This is a genomic window from Blautia massiliensis (ex Durand et al. 2017) (genome assembly GCF_001487165.1).
Lineage (GTDB): Bacteria > Bacillota > Clostridia > Lachnospirales > Lachnospiraceae > Blautia_A > Blautia_A fusiformis.
Genome location: NZ_LN913006.1, coordinates 2,117,874 through 2,136,647, shown reverse-complemented (window position 1 = coordinate 2,136,647; position 18,774 = coordinate 2,117,874). Strand labels below are relative to the sequence as shown.

General features: G+C 45.8%; 15 protein-coding genes. 10 read left to right on the top strand and 5 right to left on the bottom strand.

Annotated features, from left to right (window positions below; translation table 11 throughout):
- The first annotated feature begins 1 nt into the window (after position 1).
- The 8 genes from BN3261_RS10830 (at position 2) to BN3261_RS10795 (ending at position 10,253) form a co-directional block, all read left to right on the top strand.
- A complete protein-coding gene (locus BN3261_RS10830) occupies positions 2-934 on the top strand; it encodes a GTP-binding protein (protein WP_059086238.1) in 933 nt (310 codons plus the stop codon).
- The gene (locus BN3261_RS10825) at positions 918-2,030 is read left to right on the top strand and encodes a DUF3878 family protein (protein ID WP_059086237.1); all 1,113 of its coding nucleotides are present in this window, start codon (positions 918-920) and stop codon (positions 2,028-2,030) included. Before BN3261_RS10830 ends, BN3261_RS10825 begins: the two co-directional genes overlap by 17 nt.
- A 136-nt stretch (positions 2,031-2,166) precedes the next feature.
- Positions 2,167-2,400 (top strand): hypothetical protein, encoded by a 234-nt coding sequence (locus BN3261_RS10820; RefSeq protein WP_015525508.1) that lies wholly within the window; start codon positions 2,167-2,169, stop codon positions 2,398-2,400.
- A 211-nt stretch (positions 2,401-2,611) separates the two neighbouring features.
- Positions 2,612-3,751, top strand: coding sequence for a CobW family GTP-binding protein (locus BN3261_RS10815; RefSeq protein WP_059086236.1), 1,140 nt, complete (start codon positions 2,612-2,614; stop codon positions 3,749-3,751).
- A 122-nt stretch (positions 3,752-3,873) separates the two neighbouring features.
- On the top strand, positions 3,874-4,824 hold the full coding sequence (locus tag BN3261_RS10810; protein WP_021651300.1) for a TIGR03943 family putative permease subunit: 951 nt from the start codon (positions 3,874-3,876) through the stop codon (positions 4,822-4,824).
- Positions 4,825-4,903: 79 nt separating this feature from the next.
- The gene (gene pth, locus BN3261_RS10805; RefSeq protein WP_015525511.1) at positions 4,904-5,482 is read left to right on the top strand and encodes an aminoacyl-tRNA hydrolase; all 579 of its coding nucleotides are present in this window, start codon (positions 4,904-4,906) and stop codon (positions 5,480-5,482) included.
- Between the two features lie 7 nt (positions 5,483-5,489).
- On the top strand, positions 5,490-8,816 hold the full coding sequence (gene mfd, locus BN3261_RS10800; RefSeq protein WP_059086235.1) for a transcription-repair coupling factor: 3,327 nt from the start codon (positions 5,490-5,492) through the stop codon (positions 8,814-8,816).
- Positions 8,817-9,029: 213 nt separating this feature from the next.
- Positions 9,030-10,253, top strand: coding sequence for a hypothetical protein (locus BN3261_RS10795; protein ID WP_059086234.1), 1,224 nt, complete (start codon positions 9,030-9,032; stop codon positions 10,251-10,253).
- Positions 10,254-10,359: 106 nt separating this feature from the next.
- Here the strand turns inward: BN3261_RS10795 and BN3261_RS10790 are convergent, their stop codons facing one another.
- Together BN3261_RS10790 and BN3261_RS10785 are read right to left on the bottom strand one after the other, a co-directional pair.
- Entirely contained in the window at positions 10,360-11,157 is a 798-nt protein-coding gene (locus tag BN3261_RS10790) for an HAD family hydrolase (protein WP_235812369.1), read from the bottom strand.
- Positions 11,158-11,167: 10 nt separating this feature from the next.
- Entirely contained in the window at positions 11,168-12,382 is a 1,215-nt protein-coding gene (locus BN3261_RS10785; protein WP_059086232.1) for a DUF4317 domain-containing protein, read from the bottom strand.
- A gap of 748 nt (positions 12,383-13,130) precedes the next feature.
- Here BN3261_RS10785 and BN3261_RS10775 point away from each other — a divergent pair.
- Positions 13,131-14,120: an RpnC/YadD family protein gene (locus tag BN3261_RS10775; protein WP_059086230.1), complete on the top strand. Its 990-nt coding sequence runs from the start codon at positions 13,131-13,133 to the stop codon at positions 14,118-14,120.
- Positions 14,121-14,189: 69 nt separating this feature from the next.
- Here BN3261_RS10775 and BN3261_RS10770 read toward each other — a convergent pair whose 3' ends face one another.
- A complete protein-coding gene (locus BN3261_RS10770) occupies positions 14,190-14,834 on the bottom strand; it encodes a type I phosphoribosyltransferase (protein ID WP_059086229.1) in 645 nt (214 codons plus the stop codon).
- Between the two features lie 366 nt (positions 14,835-15,200).
- Positions 15,201-15,653 (bottom strand): Hsp20/alpha crystallin family protein, encoded by a 453-nt coding sequence (locus BN3261_RS10765; RefSeq protein WP_059086228.1) that lies wholly within the window; start codon positions 15,651-15,653, stop codon positions 15,201-15,203.
- Positions 15,654-16,164: 511 nt separating this feature from the next.
- Here BN3261_RS10765 and BN3261_RS10760 point away from each other — a divergent pair.
- Positions 16,165-17,796, top strand: coding sequence for a glycoside hydrolase family 36 protein (locus BN3261_RS10760; RefSeq protein WP_227574351.1), 1,632 nt, complete (start codon positions 16,165-16,167; stop codon positions 17,794-17,796).
- Between the two features lie 15 nt (positions 17,797-17,811).
- On the opposite strand, the gene BN3261_RS10755 is transcribed toward BN3261_RS10760, so the two are convergent.
- A complete protein-coding gene (locus tag BN3261_RS10755) occupies positions 17,812-18,657 on the bottom strand; it encodes an AraC family transcriptional regulator (RefSeq protein ID WP_044962271.1) in 846 nt (281 codons plus the stop codon).
- Positions 18,658-18,774 lie beyond the last annotated feature (117 nt).

Here is an 18,774-nt window from a genome sequence, read left to right as displayed (position 1 = left end):
TATGATAAAGATCGATCTGATAACCGGATTTCTCGGATCCGGAAAGACAACATTTATAAAAAAATATGCCTCCTATCTTCTGAAAAAAGGCATGAACATCGGGATCCTGGAAAATGATTTCGGGGCAGTGAATGTGGATATGATGCTGCTTCAGGATCTGATGGGAGACAACTGTGAGCTGGAGATGGTTTCCGGGGGCTGTGATGCGGACTGTCACAGACGGCGATTTAAGACAAAGCTGATCGCCATGGGAATGTGCGGTTACGACCGTGTCATCGTAGAACCATCCGGAATCTTTGATGTGGATGAGTTCTTTGACGCCCTCCATGAGGAACCACTGGATAAGTGGTATGAGATCGGAAATGTGATCGCTATTGTGGATGCCAAGCTTGCGGAGGATTTTTCTGCGGAAGCGGATTATCTGCTGGCTTCTGAGGTGGCAGATGCAGGTTGCGTACTTCTGAGCAGGAGTCAGAAAGCTACAGAGGAAGAGATCCACAGCACAAAGGAACATCTCAACCGTGCACTTGGTCAGATCCAGTGTAAGCGCCGTCTGGACAGCGAGATTCTCACCGGAAACTGGGATGATCTCACAGACACAGACCTGGAAAAGATCCTGGATTGCGGGTATGTGGCAGAGGATTACGTGAAGGAATCCTATGCGGAAGGCGGCGGATTTGATTCTCTGTTTTTTATGAACGTTCATAAAAGCGAGGAGGAACTTCATGAAACTGCAGAAAGGATCCTGAATGATCCATCCTGCGGAGATGTTTTTCGCGTAAAAGGTTTTCTCAGAAAAGAAGATGGACAGTGGCTGGAGCTGAATGCTACCCGCCATGAGATCTGCATTCGGCCAACGAAGCTGGGACAGGAGATCATGATCGTTATTGGGGAGAAACTGAATAAAGAGGTAATTGATGGATACTGGAAATAATACTGCAGGAAAAACAGCACCGAAGAGATATGTCTCAGAGAAGGCCTTTGAAGAGCTTCCAGATACCTTTCAGAAGCTTGCAGAGCTGCTTGGAGAAGATCAGTTTGAACTGGTGGCAGTGAATGATGAGAAAGATCCGCAGGATCAGAAAGCAGCTTCAGAAAGTGCTTTTTCGGAAGCAATTGCGGAAAAGTCCGATGACAATATGTACAGAGTGGATTCTTATGTAAAAAACGGCGAAATCCGTCTTGTGTATCTTATGAATGATGCGGTAGAAAGCTTTCTTGTTTTTGGAAATGCCCGTATGACAGGTGTATACAAACCGGATTACGAGGGCGAGATCCTGGCGGATTTAAGCCGGCAGGGCAGAGAATACATCCTTGTGGTCCATCAGGATGATTCGGTGGTGACTTTGTTTTTTGAAACCCTGTCTCTGGAAAAATATCTCTACGATTACAGCCGGATCGGTCATTTCTGGGTAGAAGGGTATGAATATTTACGGCAGCTGGAATATCGCCTGGCGATTCTCCGCGATAAATATGATTATATAGGCGGGGACAGCTGCAACGCTCTGGAGGAGAAGCTTTCTGCACTGGTGGAATTTCCGCCATTGAATTACTGCTGTTATCCGGCTGTTCCGGAAAAGTATATTGTTCCCAGGGAAAATCCGTGGATTCCCTCGGAAAAGGCATTTGAGGTAATGGGAGAGATCGCAAGGCAGGCAGGAGACCGTACCTTTGTCAGGTGGCTTGAAATTTACCGGAAACTTCGGTTTAAATGGGTAGCACGGAAACTGGCAGGAATGCTTCACCGTACAAAACACATCCAGGTAACGATGTGCCTTTCTGAAAAGCTGCGGGAAGCTTCATCCGGATATGGGAATCGTTCTTTTGGAAAAGAAGCCGATGAAGAACTTAGAGTTCTTACAGAAAAAGCCAGGACAAAGCAGGCAGAGCTGAACGAGCAGGGTATGGGATCCGAAGTACTCAGGGAAGAACCGTTTACCATTGCCAGAGATTCTCTGGGATTTAAGGTTTATCTCATGAAATGGAACAAAGGAAGAAAAGACTGTACCGTTGAAATTGAAGAAATATGACGAAATATATATAGATCCGTAGAGAATATCTGTGAAGTGTTTTTGCCCGGCGGGGATTGCTTTTTTAAAAACACTGGGGTATAATCTAACGGAAAGAGTTAAGAACAGCCCTTTAATAAGAAAGGAGATTTTTAAAATGAAAGTAACACATATTACAGATATTGATAAATTTTTTGAGGTAATTGACAGCTGTAAAGGAAGAGTAGAGCTTGTAACAGGAGAGGGAGACAGACTGAACCTGAAATCCAAGCTTTCCCAGTATGTATCTCTTGCAAACATCTTTTCCGCTGGTGAGATCCCGGAGCTTGAGATCGTTGCAGCAGAGAAAGAGGATATCGACAAGCTTATGAACTTTATGATCAACGGCTGATAAGAGGAACGATTTTCAGGGATGTGAGCTTTTCACATCCCTGTCTTAATCTGGATGCAAAACAGAACACGAATGTCTGTTTTACAAAATGGATATAATGATAACAGAGAGAGAAACAAGAATTTTTCTCTTCCATCATGATCATAACAGGATACAACCAGGGGGTATAAACACTTCCTGGTCAAACTACGTTAAAAGGAGTGTATACAAAATGGTAAAAATTGATATTATCTCCGGTTTCCTTGGTGCCGGAAAAACAACTCTGATCAAAAAACTTCTGAAAGACGGATTTCAGGGTGAGCAGGTCGTACTGATCGAGAACGAGTTTGGTGAGATCGGTATTGACGGTGGTTTCCTGAAAGAGGCCGGAATCCAGATCCGTGAGATGAATTCCGGATGTATCTGCTGCTCACTGGTTGGAGATTTCGGTACTTCCCTGAAAGAAGTTGTTACCAAATACAACCCGGACAGAATCCTCATCGAGCCATCCGGAGTTGGTAAACTTTCTGACGTTATCAAAGCTGTACAGGGTGTTCAGGATGAGGTTGACATCAAACTGAACAGCTATACAACTGTTGTTGATGCCAAGAAATGCAAGATGTACATGAAGAACTTCGGTGAGTTCTTTGACAATCAGATCCAGTATGCAGGCGCCATCATCATGAGCCGTACAGATATCGCAACTGAGAAGAAAGTTCAGGAGTCCCTGGAGCTTCTCCGCAGCCTGAATAAGGATGCTGCTATCATTACAACTCCGATCGAGAATCTTGACGGTAAGAAGCTGGTAGAGGTTATGGAGCATCCGGTATCCCTGGAGCAGGAGATGCTTGAGGAGGAGCATGAGCATCACCATCACCACGACGGAGAGTGCGGCTGTGGCCATGATCATGAAGAGCATGAGCATCATCACCATGACGGAGAGTGCGGCTGTGGCCATGATCATGAAGAGCATGAGCATCACCATCACCACGACGGAGAGTGCGGCTGCGGCCATGATCATGAAGAGCATGAGCATCACCATCACCACGACGGAGAGTGTGGCTGTGGACATGACCACCACCATCATCATGCAGATGAGGTCTTCACAAGCTGGGGCCGTGAGACTATTAAAAAATATACACGTGAGGGACTTGAGAAGATCCTTGAGGCACTTTCCGAGTCTGATAAATACGGTATCATCCTCCGTGCAAAGGGAATGCTTCCGGCAGAAGACGGAACATGGATCTATTTTGATATGGTTCCGGAAGAAACTGAGATCCGTGAGGGTGCACCGGAATATACAGGCCGTCTGTGCGTGATCGGTTCTAAGCTTGACGAGCATGCACTGGAGGAGCTTTTCGGGATCGCATAAAGCATATGATAAAATAAATGTCCGTTTTGACGCAAAGCCAAAGCGGAATACAGATATAGATTGTTACAGAAAGGAAACAGATACTGTACATTAAATCGTACAGTATCTGATGGGATGGATTTATGGAAGAGACCAGAGTACCCGTTTATCTGATCACAGGTTTTCTGGAAAGCGGCAAGACCTCTTTCCTGAGCTTTACCCTGCAGCAGGATTACTTTCAGATCGATGGAAAAACACTGCTGATCCTTTGTGAAGAGGGTGAGGAAGAATATGATGAGGAAGCACTGAAACAGTGCAATACCGTTGTGGAGAGCATTGACAGTGAGGAAGAGCTTACACCGGAACGACTTGCGGCAATGGAGATCCTGCATCAGCCGGAGCGGGTGATCATTGAGTATAATGGCATGTGGCTGGTAAGTAAATTCGAAGAAATGGAAAAACCGGAAGGCTGGGGCGTGGAGCAGCATATCACCTGTGTGGATGCAAGCACATTCCAGGTCTATATGGCGAATATGAAGTCCCTTTTTATGGACATGGTCCGCAATGCGGATATGGTTATCTTTAACCGCTGCCAGGAGAACGATCCGCTTCCTTCTTACAGAAGAAGCATCAAGGTGGTGAACCAGCGTGCGGAGATCATCTTTGAGGATGAAGAGGGCGAGCTTGGTGATCTTTTTGAGGATGAGATGCCATTTGATATTGATGCGCCGGTGATCGATATCCTTCCGGAGGATTATGGTATCTGGTTTGTGGATTCCATGGATCATCCGGACCGCTATGTCGGAAAAACCGTTCACTTTAAAGCACGTGCCCTGAAGCCGCGTGGAATGGGAAGCAAATTCTTTGTTCCCGGAAGAACAGCCATGACATGCTGTGCAGATGATACCACATTCCTTGGTTACATCTGCAAGAGCGCTTTTGCTCCGAAGATCGCAGAAGGCCAGTGGGTGGATGTTACTGCGAAGGTTGCGTTTGAGAAGAGAATGGAATATCAGGGAGAGGGAATCGTACTTTACGCAGAGCATGTAGAAGTTTGTGAGCCACTTGCTGATGAGATGGTATATTTCAACTGATACGATCAGAGCATTTGTATGCCTTAAGGCATAAGAGGGCCTGGCGTTGAACCAGGTAAATTACAGCTGAGGAGTTTTTATGTATTTAATTGCAGGTTTGGGAAATCCGGGAAAGCAGTATGAGGCTACACGCCACAACATGGGCTTTGACACCGTTGACTGTCTTGTGGAGAAGCATAATATCCCGCAGGGTGGCGTAAAATTTAATGCCATGTATGGAAAAGGTATCATCGGCGGTGAAAAAGCTATTCTGATGAAACCGCTTTCCTATATGAATTTAAGCGGCGGTCCGATCCAGGAGATGTCCGGCTATTTCAAGATCGATCCGGAGACAGAGCTGATCGTGATCTACGATGATATCGATCTGGAGCCTGGGCAGCTTCGTATCCGCAAAAAAGGCAGTGCAGGCGGACATAACGGGATCAAGGATATCATCCGCCGCCTTGGAACTGAAAAATTTATCCGCATCCGTGTTGGTGTCGGTGCAAAACCGAAAGACTGGGATCTGGCAGATTTTGTGCTGGGTCATTTTTCGGACAGTGATCGCAAGCTTGTGGATGAAGGGATCAATGATGCGGCAGAGGCTGTGGAGATGATCCTGTCCGAGGGCGTAGATGCGGCGATGAATAAATATAACAGGAAAAAGCCTAAGAATTGAGGTTTGTATGGAAGCATTTTTGCATCCTCTGCAGGGTCTTGCAGAGTTTGGGGAAATAAAAAAGCGCTGTGGCGCAAACTGCGGAATTCTTAATGTTTCCGGATGCATGGAGTCCCAGAAGGTCCATCTGATGTATGGACTTTCCGGGCTTTTTCCATATCATCTGATCCTTGCGGATGATGAGCGCAACGCAAAGGAAATCTATGAGGATTACCGCTTCTATGACAAAAATGTATATTTTTATCCGGCAAAGGATCTTCTGTTTTTTCAGGCAGATATTCACGGAAATCTTCTGATCCGGCAGCGGATGCGTGTGATCCGGGCACTTCTGGAACAGGAAGAAGTGACCGTTGTTACCAGCATTGACGGATGTATGGATTTCCTGATGCCGCTGGAAAAGATCAGAAGCAGACTTCTTCATTTTAAAAGTGACAGTGTGATCGATCTGGATCAGCTGAAGGAAGAGCTGGTAGAGCTGGGGTATGAACGCACTGGTCAGGTAGAGCTTCCGGGGCAGTTTTCTGTGCGTGGAGGAATCATTGATATCTATCCGCTGACAGAGGATAATCCCTGGCGTATCGAACTGTGGGATGATGAGGTGGATTCTATCCGGAGCTTTGATGCGGAAAGTCAGAGATCTCTGGAAAATGTAGATGAAATTACGATTTATCCGGCCGCAGAAAAGATGGACGGAGAAGATATGGTATCCTTTCTGGATTATTTTCCGGAAGAAAAAACACTGGTGTTTCTGGATGAACTGAACCACCTGGCAGAAAACGGCGAGGGTGTGGAGGAAGAGTACCGTCAGAGTCGTATGCACAGAGAGGAAAAAGGCGAGGCAAATCTTCCGGAGCAGTGGCTATGTGGCTTTCAGGAACTGCAGAAGAAGCTGAACAGACGGAATTGTGTGGCTGTATCTGCACTTTCTCCCAGACGTTCCGGATGGAAGATCAATGAGGAATTTGATCTTACGGTGAAGTCTGTAGATTCTTATAACAGCAGCTTTGAACTTCTGGTAAAGGATCTCCTTCAGTATAAGAGTCAGGGATACCGGATCGCATTGCTCTCCGGTTCCAGGACCAGGGCGGAGCGTCTGGCAAAGGATCTTTCAGAGGAAGGACTGAATGCTTTTTACAGCCAGGACATGGATCGTATCATCAGTCCCGGGGAGATCATGGTGGTCTATGGTTACGCAAGACGTGGCTTTCAGTATCCGCTGATCAAATTTGCAGTGATGACGGAAACCGATATTTTCGGCAAAGAGCAGAAAAAGCGTAAAAAAAAGAAAAAGTACAGCGGAAACAGGATCCAGGATTTTGCAGAGCTTTCCGTTGGTGATCTTGTTGTTCATGAAAAGCACGGACTGGGTATTTACCGTGGAATCGAAAAGGTAGAGGTTGACCGTGTTGTGAAGGATTACATCAAGATCGAATACCGGGGCGGCAGTAATCTCTATATCCTGGCAACCCAGCTGGATGCTTTGCAGAAATATTCAGGATCCTCCGAAAATGCAAAAACGCCCAAGCTGAACAAGCTTGGCGGTCAGGAGTGGAATAAGACCAAGAGCCGTGTTAAGGGTGCAGTAAAAAATATCGCAAAAGAGCTGGTTGAGCTTTATGCAGTCCGCCAGGAGAAAGAGGGGTATGTCTGCGGACCGGATACCGTATGGCAGAAGGAATTTGAGGAGATGTTTCCCTATGAGGAGACAGAGGATCAGCTGGCAGCCATTGAGGATACCAAGAGAGATATGGAAAGCACCAGGATCATGGACCGTCTTGTGTGTGGTGACGTTGGTTACGGAAAGACGGAGGTGGCTTTAAGAGCTGCGTTTAAGGCAGTACAGGAAAGCCGGCAGGTGGTTTATCTGGTCCCTACTACCATTCTTGCCCAGCAGCATTACAATACCTTTGTACAGCGTATGAAAGAATTTCCGGTGAAGGTGGAGCTTCTCTGCCGTTTCCGGACATCTGCCCAGCAGAAAAAGACCATCGAAGGGATCAAAAAGGGGCAGGTAGATATTGTGATCGGCACCCACAGAGTTCTTTCAAAAGATGTGGAATTTAAAAATCTTGGACTTCTGATCATTGATGAGGAGCAGCGCTTTGGTGTTACTCACAAGGAGAAGATCAAGCAGATGAAAAAAGATGTGGATGTACTGACGCTGACGGCAACGCCGATTCCGAGAACTCTTCATATGAGTCTCATCGGTATTCGTGATATGAGCGTTCTGGAAGAGCCGCCGATGGATCGTGTGCCGATCCAGACATACGTTATGGAGTACGATGAGGAGACTGTTCGGGAAGCCATCCGCAGGGAGCTTCGCCGGGGTGGACAGGTGTATTACGTGTATAATCGAGTCAATGACATTGCCGAAGTAGCCCTTCGGATATCCAGACTTGTGCCGGAGGCCAGAGTGGATTTTGCACATGGACAGATGAGTCAGAGGGAACTGGAGCAGGTAATGTATGATTTTATCAACGGAGATGTGGATGTGCTGGTTTCCACCACTATTATCGAAACAGGACTGGATATTTCCAACGTAAACACCATGATCATCCATGATTCGGACAGATATGGCCTTTCCCAGCTTTATCAGCTCCGTGGGCGTGTAGGACGTTCCAACAGGACTGCTTATGCATTCCTGATGTATACCAAAAACAAGATGCTCCAGGAGACCGCGGAGAAACGGCTCAGCGCCATGCGGGAGTATTCAGACCTTGGAAGCGGTTTTAAGATAGCTATGAAGGATCTGGAGCTTCGTGGAGCAGGAAATCTTCTCGGTGCTCAGCAGCATGGGCATATGAACGCAGTTGGTTATGACCTTTACTGTAAGATGCTCAGTGAGGCTGTCAAGGAGGCAAAGGGAATCCGGACTATGGATGATTTTGAGACGACCATTGATCTCAACATTGATGCATTTATCCCGGATTCCTATATCGGCAACGAGTTCCAGAAGCTGGATATTTATAAGCGTATTGCCGGTATTGAAAGCCAGCAGGAATATGACGATATGCTGGAGGAGCTGATCGACCGTTTTGGCGAGCCGACAAAAGCTGTGCTGAATCTTCTTGCCATTGCAAGACTGAAGGCTCTTGCCCATCAGGGATATGTGACGGAGATCAAGCAGCTTGGAAAAGATGTCCGGATCACGCTCTATGAAAAGGCCAAGCTGGATCCCGCAGGTATCCCGGCTATTATGGCGCAGTACCGGAGAGGTTTGCAGTTTAAGGCTGATCATGAGCCGAAATTTATCCTGACACCACAGGGAAGGCTGATCGAAGAGCTGATGAAGTTTGCGGGGGAGCTGGCAAAACTGGCAGAGCCGCTGGAGTAAAGGGAAGAATCAGCTAAGCTTAGGGTTATCCACGGGAAAAAACATCCGGTTTGTGGATACCGGATATTTTCCCGGAAAGACTTGTGGATAATTTGTGAAATGTCGTGTAAGTTCGTGAAATTCCTTGCTCTTAAAGGTGAAAACGTTTATAATCAAGTATTATGGAATAAGAGCCGGACCGTGATTCTTATGGACGGATAGATGGAGGATGAAATGAGAAATTCAGTAAAGAAAGCGGCAGTTACTGCTCTTGTCTGCGTTACAGCGGCAGGAATGATGGCAGGCTGCGGAAATAAAAAACTCGATGGTACAAAGATCGCATTGACAGTCAATAAGCAGGAAATCCCGCTTGGCGTTGTAAGTCTGGCAGCACGTATGCAGCAGGCACAGGCTGAGGCAATGTACAAGATGTATCTTGGCGGCGGAAGCGATATGTCTATCTGGAGTACCAAAATGGATGATGATTCCGATGAGACTTACGGTGAAAATGCGGTAACAACATCTGTTGAAACTGTTGAAAAGATGTGTCTGGAGAAAGAACATGCTTCCGAGTATGATGTTGAAATCACAGAGGATGAGCAGAAGGCTCTTGAGGAAGCTGCCAAGAACTTCATGGCTGCCAATTCTGATGAGACAATTGCAGAGCTTGCAGTTGATGAAGATATGGTGAAGATTTTCCTCGAGCTTGAAACATACGATGTGAAGATGAAGGATGCCATTGAAGCCAAAGCGGACGTGAAGCTGGATGAGAAAGAATATCAGCAGATGTCCTTCAGCTATGCAAGTGCAAAGGTCAGCGGAGATGATCTTTCCGATGATGATATCAAGAAGAATAAAGAGAATCTTCAGAAATTCTATGACAAGGTTAAAGAGGATCCGGCTGCAGATTTCAATACTCTTGGAGATGAGATCTCCAAGGATATGACCGCAACAACCGGAACATGCCCTACCTATGAGGAAGGTGATGACAGTGCTGCCAACGGAACTACTTATCCGGATGAGGTTCGTACCGCTTTAAGAAAGCTGGATGAAGGTGCACTGAACGAGGAGATCATAAAGACAGATTCCGTATGGTATGTTGTGAGACTGGATTCCAAGAATGATAAAACTGCAACGGAGAGTAAGAAAGAGTCTCTGACAAACACTAAGAAGGATGATTTCTATAATGATACAACAGATGGCTGGAAGAAGAAAGCAGATATCAAAGAAGAGAAAAAACTGATCAAGAAGATCAAAATCACAGATAATCACAGCTTTACGATCCAGACTCCAACTCCGACACCGGACCCGGATGTAACTGAGACACCGGCAGCAGATTCTGCAGAGGCTGAGGTAACCGAGACACCGGAGACAGAGGGAGATTCTGCAAAGGCTGATGGGGAGACTGCAGACAGTACAGAATCTGAGGCAGCTGCTACACCGGAAGCTGAGAAATAAGATACCATGTTTACAATGGAATGATAAGAGAAAAGACAACGAGCCGTGTACGGGTTTATCGTACACGGCTCGTTTTTTGTAATGCTCATGCCTGCTTTATGGATCATCAGATCAGATCGAGATGCTCCAGTGCGTGAAGAATCCCGTCCCTGTCTACTGCGCTTGTCTGGTATGTGCAGTGTTTTTCGATGCCTCCGTAAGCATTTCCCATAGCAACACCGACTCCGGCAGCTTTCAGCATGGGAAGGTCGTTGGGACTGTCTCCGAATGCATAGCAGTTTTCCTTGGGGATGGAAAGGCGGTCCAGGAGAAATTCCATGCCTGTGGCTTTGCTGGTACCCTTTTGTGTGACTTCCCAGATTCCGTCTCCGTGATCAAAATAGGTGTAATGATCATTACAGAAGCTGCGGAATTTTTCGACATCGGAATCCGGCAGCATATGTACCAGGAATTTGTCATAGGAGTAAGTGCAGGCATCCTCCCGATTGAATTTCGTGATGTCGACCATTGGAATCTCTTTTCGCATTTTGACTCCGAATTCGGACTGGGCCGGAGATGCGCCATCATACAGGATCTCAGTGTTGGATTCAAAAATTGCCTCGATCTTGCATTTGCGGAGAAGGTCTACGGTTTCCTTGCACAGAAGATTTGGGACTGTGCGGAAAAAAAGCAATTTGTTGTCCATGTAAATATGGGTTCCACAGCCGTATATATAGCCATCGAAATGAAGCTCTGAGAGTGCAGAGGGCATCATTACTTTGGTGCGGCCGGTGTTGATGAAAAGAAGATGACCGTTTTCATGGGCTTTTGTGAGGGCGCGGCTGGTGCTCTCCGGAACCTTGAAGGGGTGAGGCGTAAGCAGTGTGCCGTCTATGTCGAAGAACAGGATTTTTTTATCGTTCATAAGGTCTCCTTTAAAATGGGATTTCTTCTTCGGTGTTACTGTTATCAATGTCAGTAATATCATTAACAGGAAGCGGTTCTGCGGATGTATCTTCAACAGAGTTCAGTGTGCTGACACGGATGCCGTTGAGTTCTATTTCACTTTCCATGGGGATCACAAGGCATTTTCGACCATCGATGATGCGGGTTTCTACCAGTTCTGCCCGGTCCGGTGCTACGTGGATCACCACGTCAGGGGTTTTGATCTCGAATTTCCGGGTGTTGGTGATGTTGGATGCTACCAGAGCTGATTTTTCTCCTGCGGCAAGCTCATACTGTTCATCGAAGTTCTGGAGCTTTTCGTCTTCTACGCCGCATTCTTCGAAGAGACGTTTGACTTCGGATTTGGTGAGGACAACAGGTTCCGGTTCGTCCTTCTGGGATTCGATGAGATCGTTGAGCTTTTCATGGATCTCAAGGACTGTGTCGTAGGCACAGTCATCACCAAGGGTTTCTTCCACCAGAGCATTGAAGGAGTCACGCTGGGTTCCGGCAGATAGTGGTGTGGTGCAGCCGAAGACTTCTTCCATCATGGTGGAGCGGAGATTTTCGGCGTTTTTGGTGTAGTAGAGAAGTCCGTGGATATCGGTACTGCGGTCGTTGAACTGTGGGAAAAGGAAGCCCCAGTCAGGCATTTCTACCAGCCAGTCCCGGATACGGTCTTCAATATTGTTTGTCTCTGCATTGTAATGCAGGCCTGCTTTGGAGAGCTTGACCGGGCAGATACTGCAGAGGATGTGGTCGTAGATCTCATCGGAAGCGTCGAACATTTCGGCACCGTCGGAGGATTTGCCGGGGATGTCGTAGACTGCGTGGATGAGGATGATGTAGTAGTTTTCACCGTAGTCGTAGTTTTCTATGATTCTGTCGTAGAAGGCTTCGGTGAGGGTGTCGTCGGTGAGTTTGCTTTTGCGGAGTTTCATGAGGAAGTTTTGGGTTCCGCCTTCGGTTTCCTGATCCAGAGGAAATTCCATGTTGATGAGATTTTTTCCGATGGTGCCGGTGAGGGTTTTTCGGAAGATGTCGAAGTATTTGAAGGTTTCTTCCTCTGATAAGGATAAGAAGGCTTCTTTGAGTTCGGTTTTTTTGTTTTTTTCACCGTCTACGTAGCAGCCGCAGATGCGGGTGATGGAGCAGCGGTCAGGGGTGAATTGTTTTTTTATTTCTGCGATTTCTTTTTTGTTCATGTGTGGTTTACCTCGGTTTTTTAATTAGTTTGATTATAGCACAGGTGTTTGGTGGGGGCAAGATGACGCGGACGGACGTGTGAGATTTGCAGCAGAAGTCCGGGTGCCGTCGTTTCGCCTGGTCATACTAAGCGTCTGAGGTGTCTCACGGAGCGGCCGGCCCATAACTCGCCATGTACGCTGATGCGTACCTGGCTCAGACAGATGGGCCTTACCCTGCGGCTTGTGGCCGCCGGGTACCTCTCCGTGAACCACCTCAGACGCTAAGTATGGACCAAGGCTCACTCCAAAGCACCCGGACTTCTGCTGCAAACCTCACACTGTGCGGTCATGGTGGGAGGGATAGAGTGGTCTGACGGGAGTTGGATGAGCCATCAGCGCTGCGCTGGATGGCTGGGAGGAAAGGCTGAGTTTCCTTGTGGTTTGCCGGGAGGTTGTGAGCGTCGGCGCGTTGCTGGATGCCTGTAGTTAGGAAGCTTGAGATTCCTTGTGGTTTGGAGGGAGGCTGTGAATGTCGGTGCGTTGCTGGACGCTGGAAGGTGGTGTCGAAATTTGGAGATGGGTTTTTGTGGTGTTGTGGTGGGATGTGTGGTATGATTTGTATATCTTATAAGATCTATCCATTTATTTGGTTTCTTTTTGCTTCAATGTCTGAAGCGTTTTTTCAAAAAATATTTATAAAACTGTATACAGGGTTTCTGAAGTGTTTGGTTGATGGTATAATTGTATATACCAGAAGGAGTATTGTTTGAGAGATAATACGATTTTTGATGATGTTTTTCGTACTATGATGGAGAAAATGACGTTTCTGGTCGTGCCTTTGATCAATGATGTTTTTCATACATCATACCCGGCTGATGTGGAGATTGTGCAGCTGCGTAATGAGTATCAGCGGGTGGATGGTGAGATTATTACGGATTCGCGGCTGTTGATCGGAAACAGGATTTATCATATAGAATGTCAGAGTACGGATGACACGACAATGGCTGTACGGATGATAGAGTATGATTTTGCAACTGCTGTTGAGTTTGCCAGAAAGCAGGGACGGAGGTATCGGATGGAGTTTCCACGTTCTTGTGTGTTGTATCTGAGAAATAGTAGGAATACGCCGGATTTTCTGGAAGTGGATGTGGTTTTTCCGGATGGGGGATGTCATTTGTACAGAGTGCCTGCCATTAAAGTAGAGAATTATACAAAAGATAAGATATTTGAAAAGAGTCTTCTTATGCTGCTTCCTTTTTATATCATGCGATATGAAAAAAGAGGGCATGAGATGAGTGAGGATCCACAACTTTTTCAGGAATTACTGAATGAATATGAAGTGATCCGGAGTAAACTGGAGGTAGAGATCACTGAATCTGGAAGGTCTGAACTGTTCAGTGATCTGATTGGACTGATAACTCTGATATCTGATCATATTTTCAGAAATGAGGAGAAAGTCCGGAAAGGAATAGGTGAGATTATGGGTGGACATGTTCTGGAACTGGAATCTGAGAAAAGGGCAAGACTGATGGCGGAAGCTAAAGAACAGGCTGAAGCACTGGGGCGAGAACAGGGAATGGCGCAGGGAATGGCGCAGGGAATGGCCCAGGGAATGGCCCGGGGAATGGCCCAGGGGGAAGAACGACTTAGTGTTCTGATCAACAGGCTTATACTTGATGATCGTGGTAATGAGATCCAGAAGGTTGTTACAGATAAAGAAATGCGTGAAGCCATGTACAGAGAATATCAATTATAATAAGAAAAGATAAAGAGAATCCCCCACTGGTTTTGCTATCCATGGGGGATTCGTTGATTGATCTGAATCTTATAATACAGAATATCCGTAACTGCTGACAATAGCATCGATCTTCTGGCGGTTTTTGCACAGTGGGCAGTTGTCAGAGCGGTAGGAGTGATAGTCCGGGATGTCTCTGGCCTGAAAGATAGAGTGGACAGGGAGTGTGGCTACACTGTCTACACTGCTGTAGATGGCTGCCACGCCGCGGATCTTACCGCCATAGTACAGAACGCTTTCGATAGCTCGGTTCAATGTGGATCCGGTGGTGATGGAACCATTTAGGATGAGGATGTTTTTTCCATTGATCATTGGTTCATAGTTGTCGCGGAAGATCATCTGCCCGGTGCTGTTGAACTCAGGGGTGATGACGTAGATGGTCTGGTGTGCGTTCATGGAAAGGACGCCGGCTTTGGTCAGTTCTTCGGCGAGATAAGCACCGATCACTTCAAGTCCGTCCATGCAGACGATGGTGTCTACCGGAATGGATGCTTCGTAATTTGCTGCGAGAGCGGATGCAATACGCTGTGCTTCAGCGCATCTGGATTTCATAGTAGTGAGATCCAGGTAGTGTGTGATATGGGACTGGGATGTTACGAAGTGTCCCGGAATCATTTTAAGCTGTATGCGGTTGTCATTGCGTGCATAAATTTTTATGATGTTGTCCTGATTCATAATAAAAACCTCCTGTCGTGATCGTGTTTTACGTGGTTGTTCAGGAGAATTATCCTGAAGGATTACGAAACAGATTTATTTAACCGAATGCGGATTGCAAATATCCGATTAGCTGTGCATATTATACCATTAATTTCAAAAAAATGAAATAATATAATGCAAAATATATAAAAAATATTCAAAAAATCAAGCATATTTGTTAAAAAATATCCAATATCATGAAAACTTTGACAATAGGATCATTACTATAGAGTGAAAGTACTTGTGAGTACATAGTCAATTGGAAAGAGAGTGTCATATGTATTATTGCGTAAAAAAGAGGAGGAGAATCCCTATGGATCCTCCCCCTGTGAGAGTGAGTCAATGTCAGCCTTCAATAGATACATATTTATCAGCTTCAATCTCTTCAACTGCTTTTTTCGGAATAGAAAGTCTCAGAACACCGTTCTCAAATTTTGCATGGACATCTTCGTTTTTTACACCATTACCAACATAGAAGCTTCTGCTTGTGCTGCCGGCATAACGTTCACGGCGGATATAATTGCCTTTCTTGTCTTCCTCGTCTTTGTCAAGACCCTTGGTAGCGGAGATGGTAAGATAACCATCCTTCAGCTGTACCTGTACTTCATCTTTCTTAAATCCTGGAAGATCTACATCCAGCTCATAGCCTTTATCTGTTTCACGTACATCAGTTTTCATGATATTTTTTGCATGTTTGCCATAAAGAGGGTTCTTTCCGCTAAAGAAATTATCTCTGAATCCAAAATCATCCATCCAGTCATCAAATAAGTTTTCTCCAAATACACTCGGGAACATCATAAGTCATTTCTCCTTTCAAATTGAAAAGCCGTTCCGGTGGATCAAGAAATCCAACTGTTGCCGGTATATAGTTACCACTTCGGGTTATTCCGTAGTGGTGATCGTTTGGTTTTATTCTGAACATCTGGAAGTTCTTTTTTATCTCCTCCTTTGTTCTATATGTAATATAACACATGTTGCTAGCAAAGTCAAGAGGCGAGTGCTAAAAATGTGAAATTTGTGTTCCGTAAAATGAAAAACTAATTTCCACCTTTAGCCTTTTATGTTCTTATATTAAAAAGCGAATCGGACAAGGACTGAAAAGCTTATGCAGATTGAACATTCTGCAATGTTATAATAACTTTAAAGCATAGAAAAAACCAAAAAAATCAATATAATAAGGCATATAGACAAAATGTATTAAAAAAATTTTTCGTACATTCTTCTGAGTTGAACAGACGATAGAAAGACAGTGTTCATGAGTATGCAGGTAAAGCAAAATGTAAATGAAAAAGTACAGGAGGAGAGAATAATGCAGAAAAAATATGCAGATTTTAAGCTTGGGGTACCGGATTATGTAACAGTGGAAACAGAAGAGGAGAGACTTGTGTGCCAGGGAGGGCAGACGACAGTAGCTGCCGGTGCAACTACTGTGGAATTTCAGGACGCAGGTGAACATGAGGATATATTTGTCACATCCGAGGATGCAGTGAGATGTGTGAAACTGAGATGGAACTATAAGATCCCGAAATCAGCCAGATTTCTGGGAGATGCCTGGGAACGTACCTATGGTGATGCGGAATGGCATGGAATGAGCGGAAACCGTTATCTGCCATGGTATTTTCTGGCGAAGCTTTCTGAGAAGGTTCTCTGCTTTGGCGTAAAGGTCCGTCCTTCTGCTATGTGCTGCTGGCAGGTGGATACCAAAGGAATTACTTTGTTTCTGGATGTTCGCTGCGGAAATACAGGAGTACAGCTGAAAGGAAGAAAGCTGTGTGCCGCACAGATCGTCTGCATGGAAGCAGAAGGAGCAGATACTTTTGAAACTGCACAGAAATTCTGTGAAAAAATGTGTACAGATCCGATCTTCCCGGAGTTTCCGGTATATGGAAGCAATAACTGGTACTATGCTTACGGTGACAGCTCCGAAGAGGAGATCTTAAGTGATACCGATTATATCCTGAAACTGACCGAAGGTGTAAAAAATCCTCCGTTCATGGTCATTGATGATTGCTGGCAGGAGCATCACCGCCTGGATGAATACAACGGTGGACCATGGACAAAAGGCAATGCCAGATTTCCGGATATGAAAGGTCTTGCAGACAAGCTGGAGAAAAAAGGTGTCCGCCCGGGTATCTGGGTCCGTCTGCTTCTTAATGAAGATGAGAATATCCCGGATGAGTGGAGAATTTCCTATAATGACTGTCTCGATCCGTCCCACCCGGATGCACTGGAATATATCCGTAAAGATATCGAGAGAATCTGTGATTGGGGATACACGCTGATCAAGCATGATTTTTCTACCTTTGATCTCTTTGGAAAATGGGGATTTGAGGCGAATTTAAGAGACAATTCCATGGAGAAATGGCATTTTTATGATCAGACAAAAACCAGCGCAGAAATCGTAAAAATGCTTTATCAGGAGATTTATGATGCTTCCCGGAGTAACAACGCAGTGATCATCGGCTGCAATACCATCGGACATCTCGGCGCAGGCCTGATGCATCTGAACCGGACCGGTGACGATACCAGCGGACGTATCTGGGAGCGTACCAGACGAATGGGCGTAAATACGCTGGCATTCCGTCTTCCGCAGCACAATACGTTTTACCATATTGATGCAGACTGTGTCGGTATTTTCGGAATGATCCCATGGGAGAAAAATCGTCAGTGGGCAGACGTTCTTGCAAAGAGCGGTACACCACTGTTTGTATCCGCAAAACCTGGAGTTTTGAATCCGGAGGAATTTGAGGAGCTGCATCAGATCATGCTGCGTGCATCAGAACAGGAAGAGCATTTTGTTCCGCTTGACTGGGAAGAAATCGACTGCCCGGAGGTATGGGGAGAAAACGGCGAAACTATCACTTATGACTGGTTTGACAACGAAGGTCCGACCATGGATGCTGCGGTGGAGTACTATAATGCCAAGGTAGTTGTTCCGTAAATCAGGAAAAGTGGTTCAGCAATCCAGAAGATCCTCGGCATGATGATATTTTTCCCGGTATTCCCGTGGCGTCATGCCGGTTTCTTTTTTGAAGGCACGGGAAAAGGCAAATGGATTTTGATATCCGCAGGAGAACGCCACGCTGGAGACAGGGATATCCGTGATGGTCAGAAGCTCCCGGGCGTTGATGATCTTGGCTGAAGTCAGGAATGCTTGGGGTGTGGTTCCAAGATGTTTTTTAAAAAGTCCGTAAAGGTGGCTGCGGCTGATATGGAGATAGTCAGCAACATCTGTCACAGTGATATTCTGTAGCGGACTTTTTTTGATGTAATCAACAGCCTGTGTGATGTAAAAATTCTCATTGGATTCCATGGTGGTGTAGGAAGCATGAAATTCTTCCTCCAGCAGGGCAATGATCCGGTAAAGACCGCTCTGGATATAGGCCTCACCGGAAGGCGTCAGTTGTGGATGAGCCATCATTTCAAGAATAGTTTCCTGATATGGAAGAACCGAATTCAGCTGCTGGACCGGAGTTTCCCCGGTAAGATGGCAGTGTTCGCAAAGCGTTGGAGCGTTTTCCCCGTTGAAACAGATCCAGATATAAGTCCAGGGATCAGAAGGTTCCGCTTTGTAGAGAGAGCTGGTCACAGGAGGAATGAAAAAGCACTGTCCGGCTTTCAAGGTATATTTCCGGTTGTTCATATAGAAATATCCCTGTCCGCTCAGCACAAAATGGATGGTGTAATATCGCCGGACACCAGGGCCGTAGGACTGTTCCGGTGTACATTTTTCCCAGCCGCAGGAAATAAGATGAAGTTCTTTTGATGAAGTCTGGCGGTTCATGACCTGCTTGTTTTTCATGAGAGTTTTCTGCCTTTCGATATATGGTTATTATAAGTAATATCAGTTTAAAATATTTGATCTGAGGTGTAAAGAACAAAGATGAACTGATAGGACAAAAGACAGTTGCCGTGCGAT

Coding starts and splice junctions, on each gene's coding strand:
- BN3261_RS10830 (WP_059086238.1), top strand. CDS start 2: ATGATAAAGATCGATCTGATAACCGGATTTCTCGGATCCGGAAAGACA.
- BN3261_RS10825 (WP_059086237.1), top strand. CDS start 918: ATGGATACTGGAAATAATACTGCAGGAAAAACAGCACCGAAGAGATAT.
- BN3261_RS10820 (WP_015525508.1), top strand. CDS start 2,167: ATGAAAGTAACACATATTACAGATATTGATAAATTTTTTGAGGTAATT.
- BN3261_RS10815 (WP_059086236.1), top strand. CDS start 2,612: ATGGTAAAAATTGATATTATCTCCGGTTTCCTTGGTGCCGGAAAAACA.
- BN3261_RS10810 (WP_021651300.1), top strand. CDS start 3,874: ATGGAAGAGACCAGAGTACCCGTTTATCTGATCACAGGTTTTCTGGAA.
- pth (WP_015525511.1), top strand. CDS start 4,904: ATGTATTTAATTGCAGGTTTGGGAAATCCGGGAAAGCAGTATGAGGCT.
- mfd (WP_059086235.1), top strand. CDS start 5,490: ATGGAAGCATTTTTGCATCCTCTGCAGGGTCTTGCAGAGTTTGGGGAA.
- BN3261_RS10795 (WP_059086234.1), top strand. CDS start 9,030: ATGAGAAATTCAGTAAAGAAAGCGGCAGTTACTGCTCTTGTCTGCGTT.
- BN3261_RS10790 (WP_235812369.1), bottom strand. CDS start 11,157: ATGAACGATAAAAAAATCCTGTTCTTCGACATAGACGGCACACTGCTT.
- BN3261_RS10785 (WP_059086232.1), bottom strand. CDS start 12,382: ATGAACAAAAAAGAAATCGCAGAAATAAAAAAACAATTCACCCCTGAC.
- BN3261_RS10770 (WP_059086229.1), bottom strand. CDS start 14,834: ATGAATCAGGACAACATCATAAAAATTTATGCACGCAATGACAACCGC.
- BN3261_RS10765 (WP_059086228.1), bottom strand. CDS start 15,653: ATGATGTTCCCGAGTGTATTTGGAGAAAACTTATTTGATGACTGGATG.
- BN3261_RS10760 (WP_227574351.1), top strand. CDS start 16,165: ATGCAGAAAAAATATGCAGATTTTAAGCTTGGGGTACCGGATTATGTA.
- BN3261_RS10755 (WP_044962271.1), bottom strand. CDS start 18,657: ATGAAAAACAAGCAGGTCATGAACCGCCAGACTTCATCAAAAGAACTT.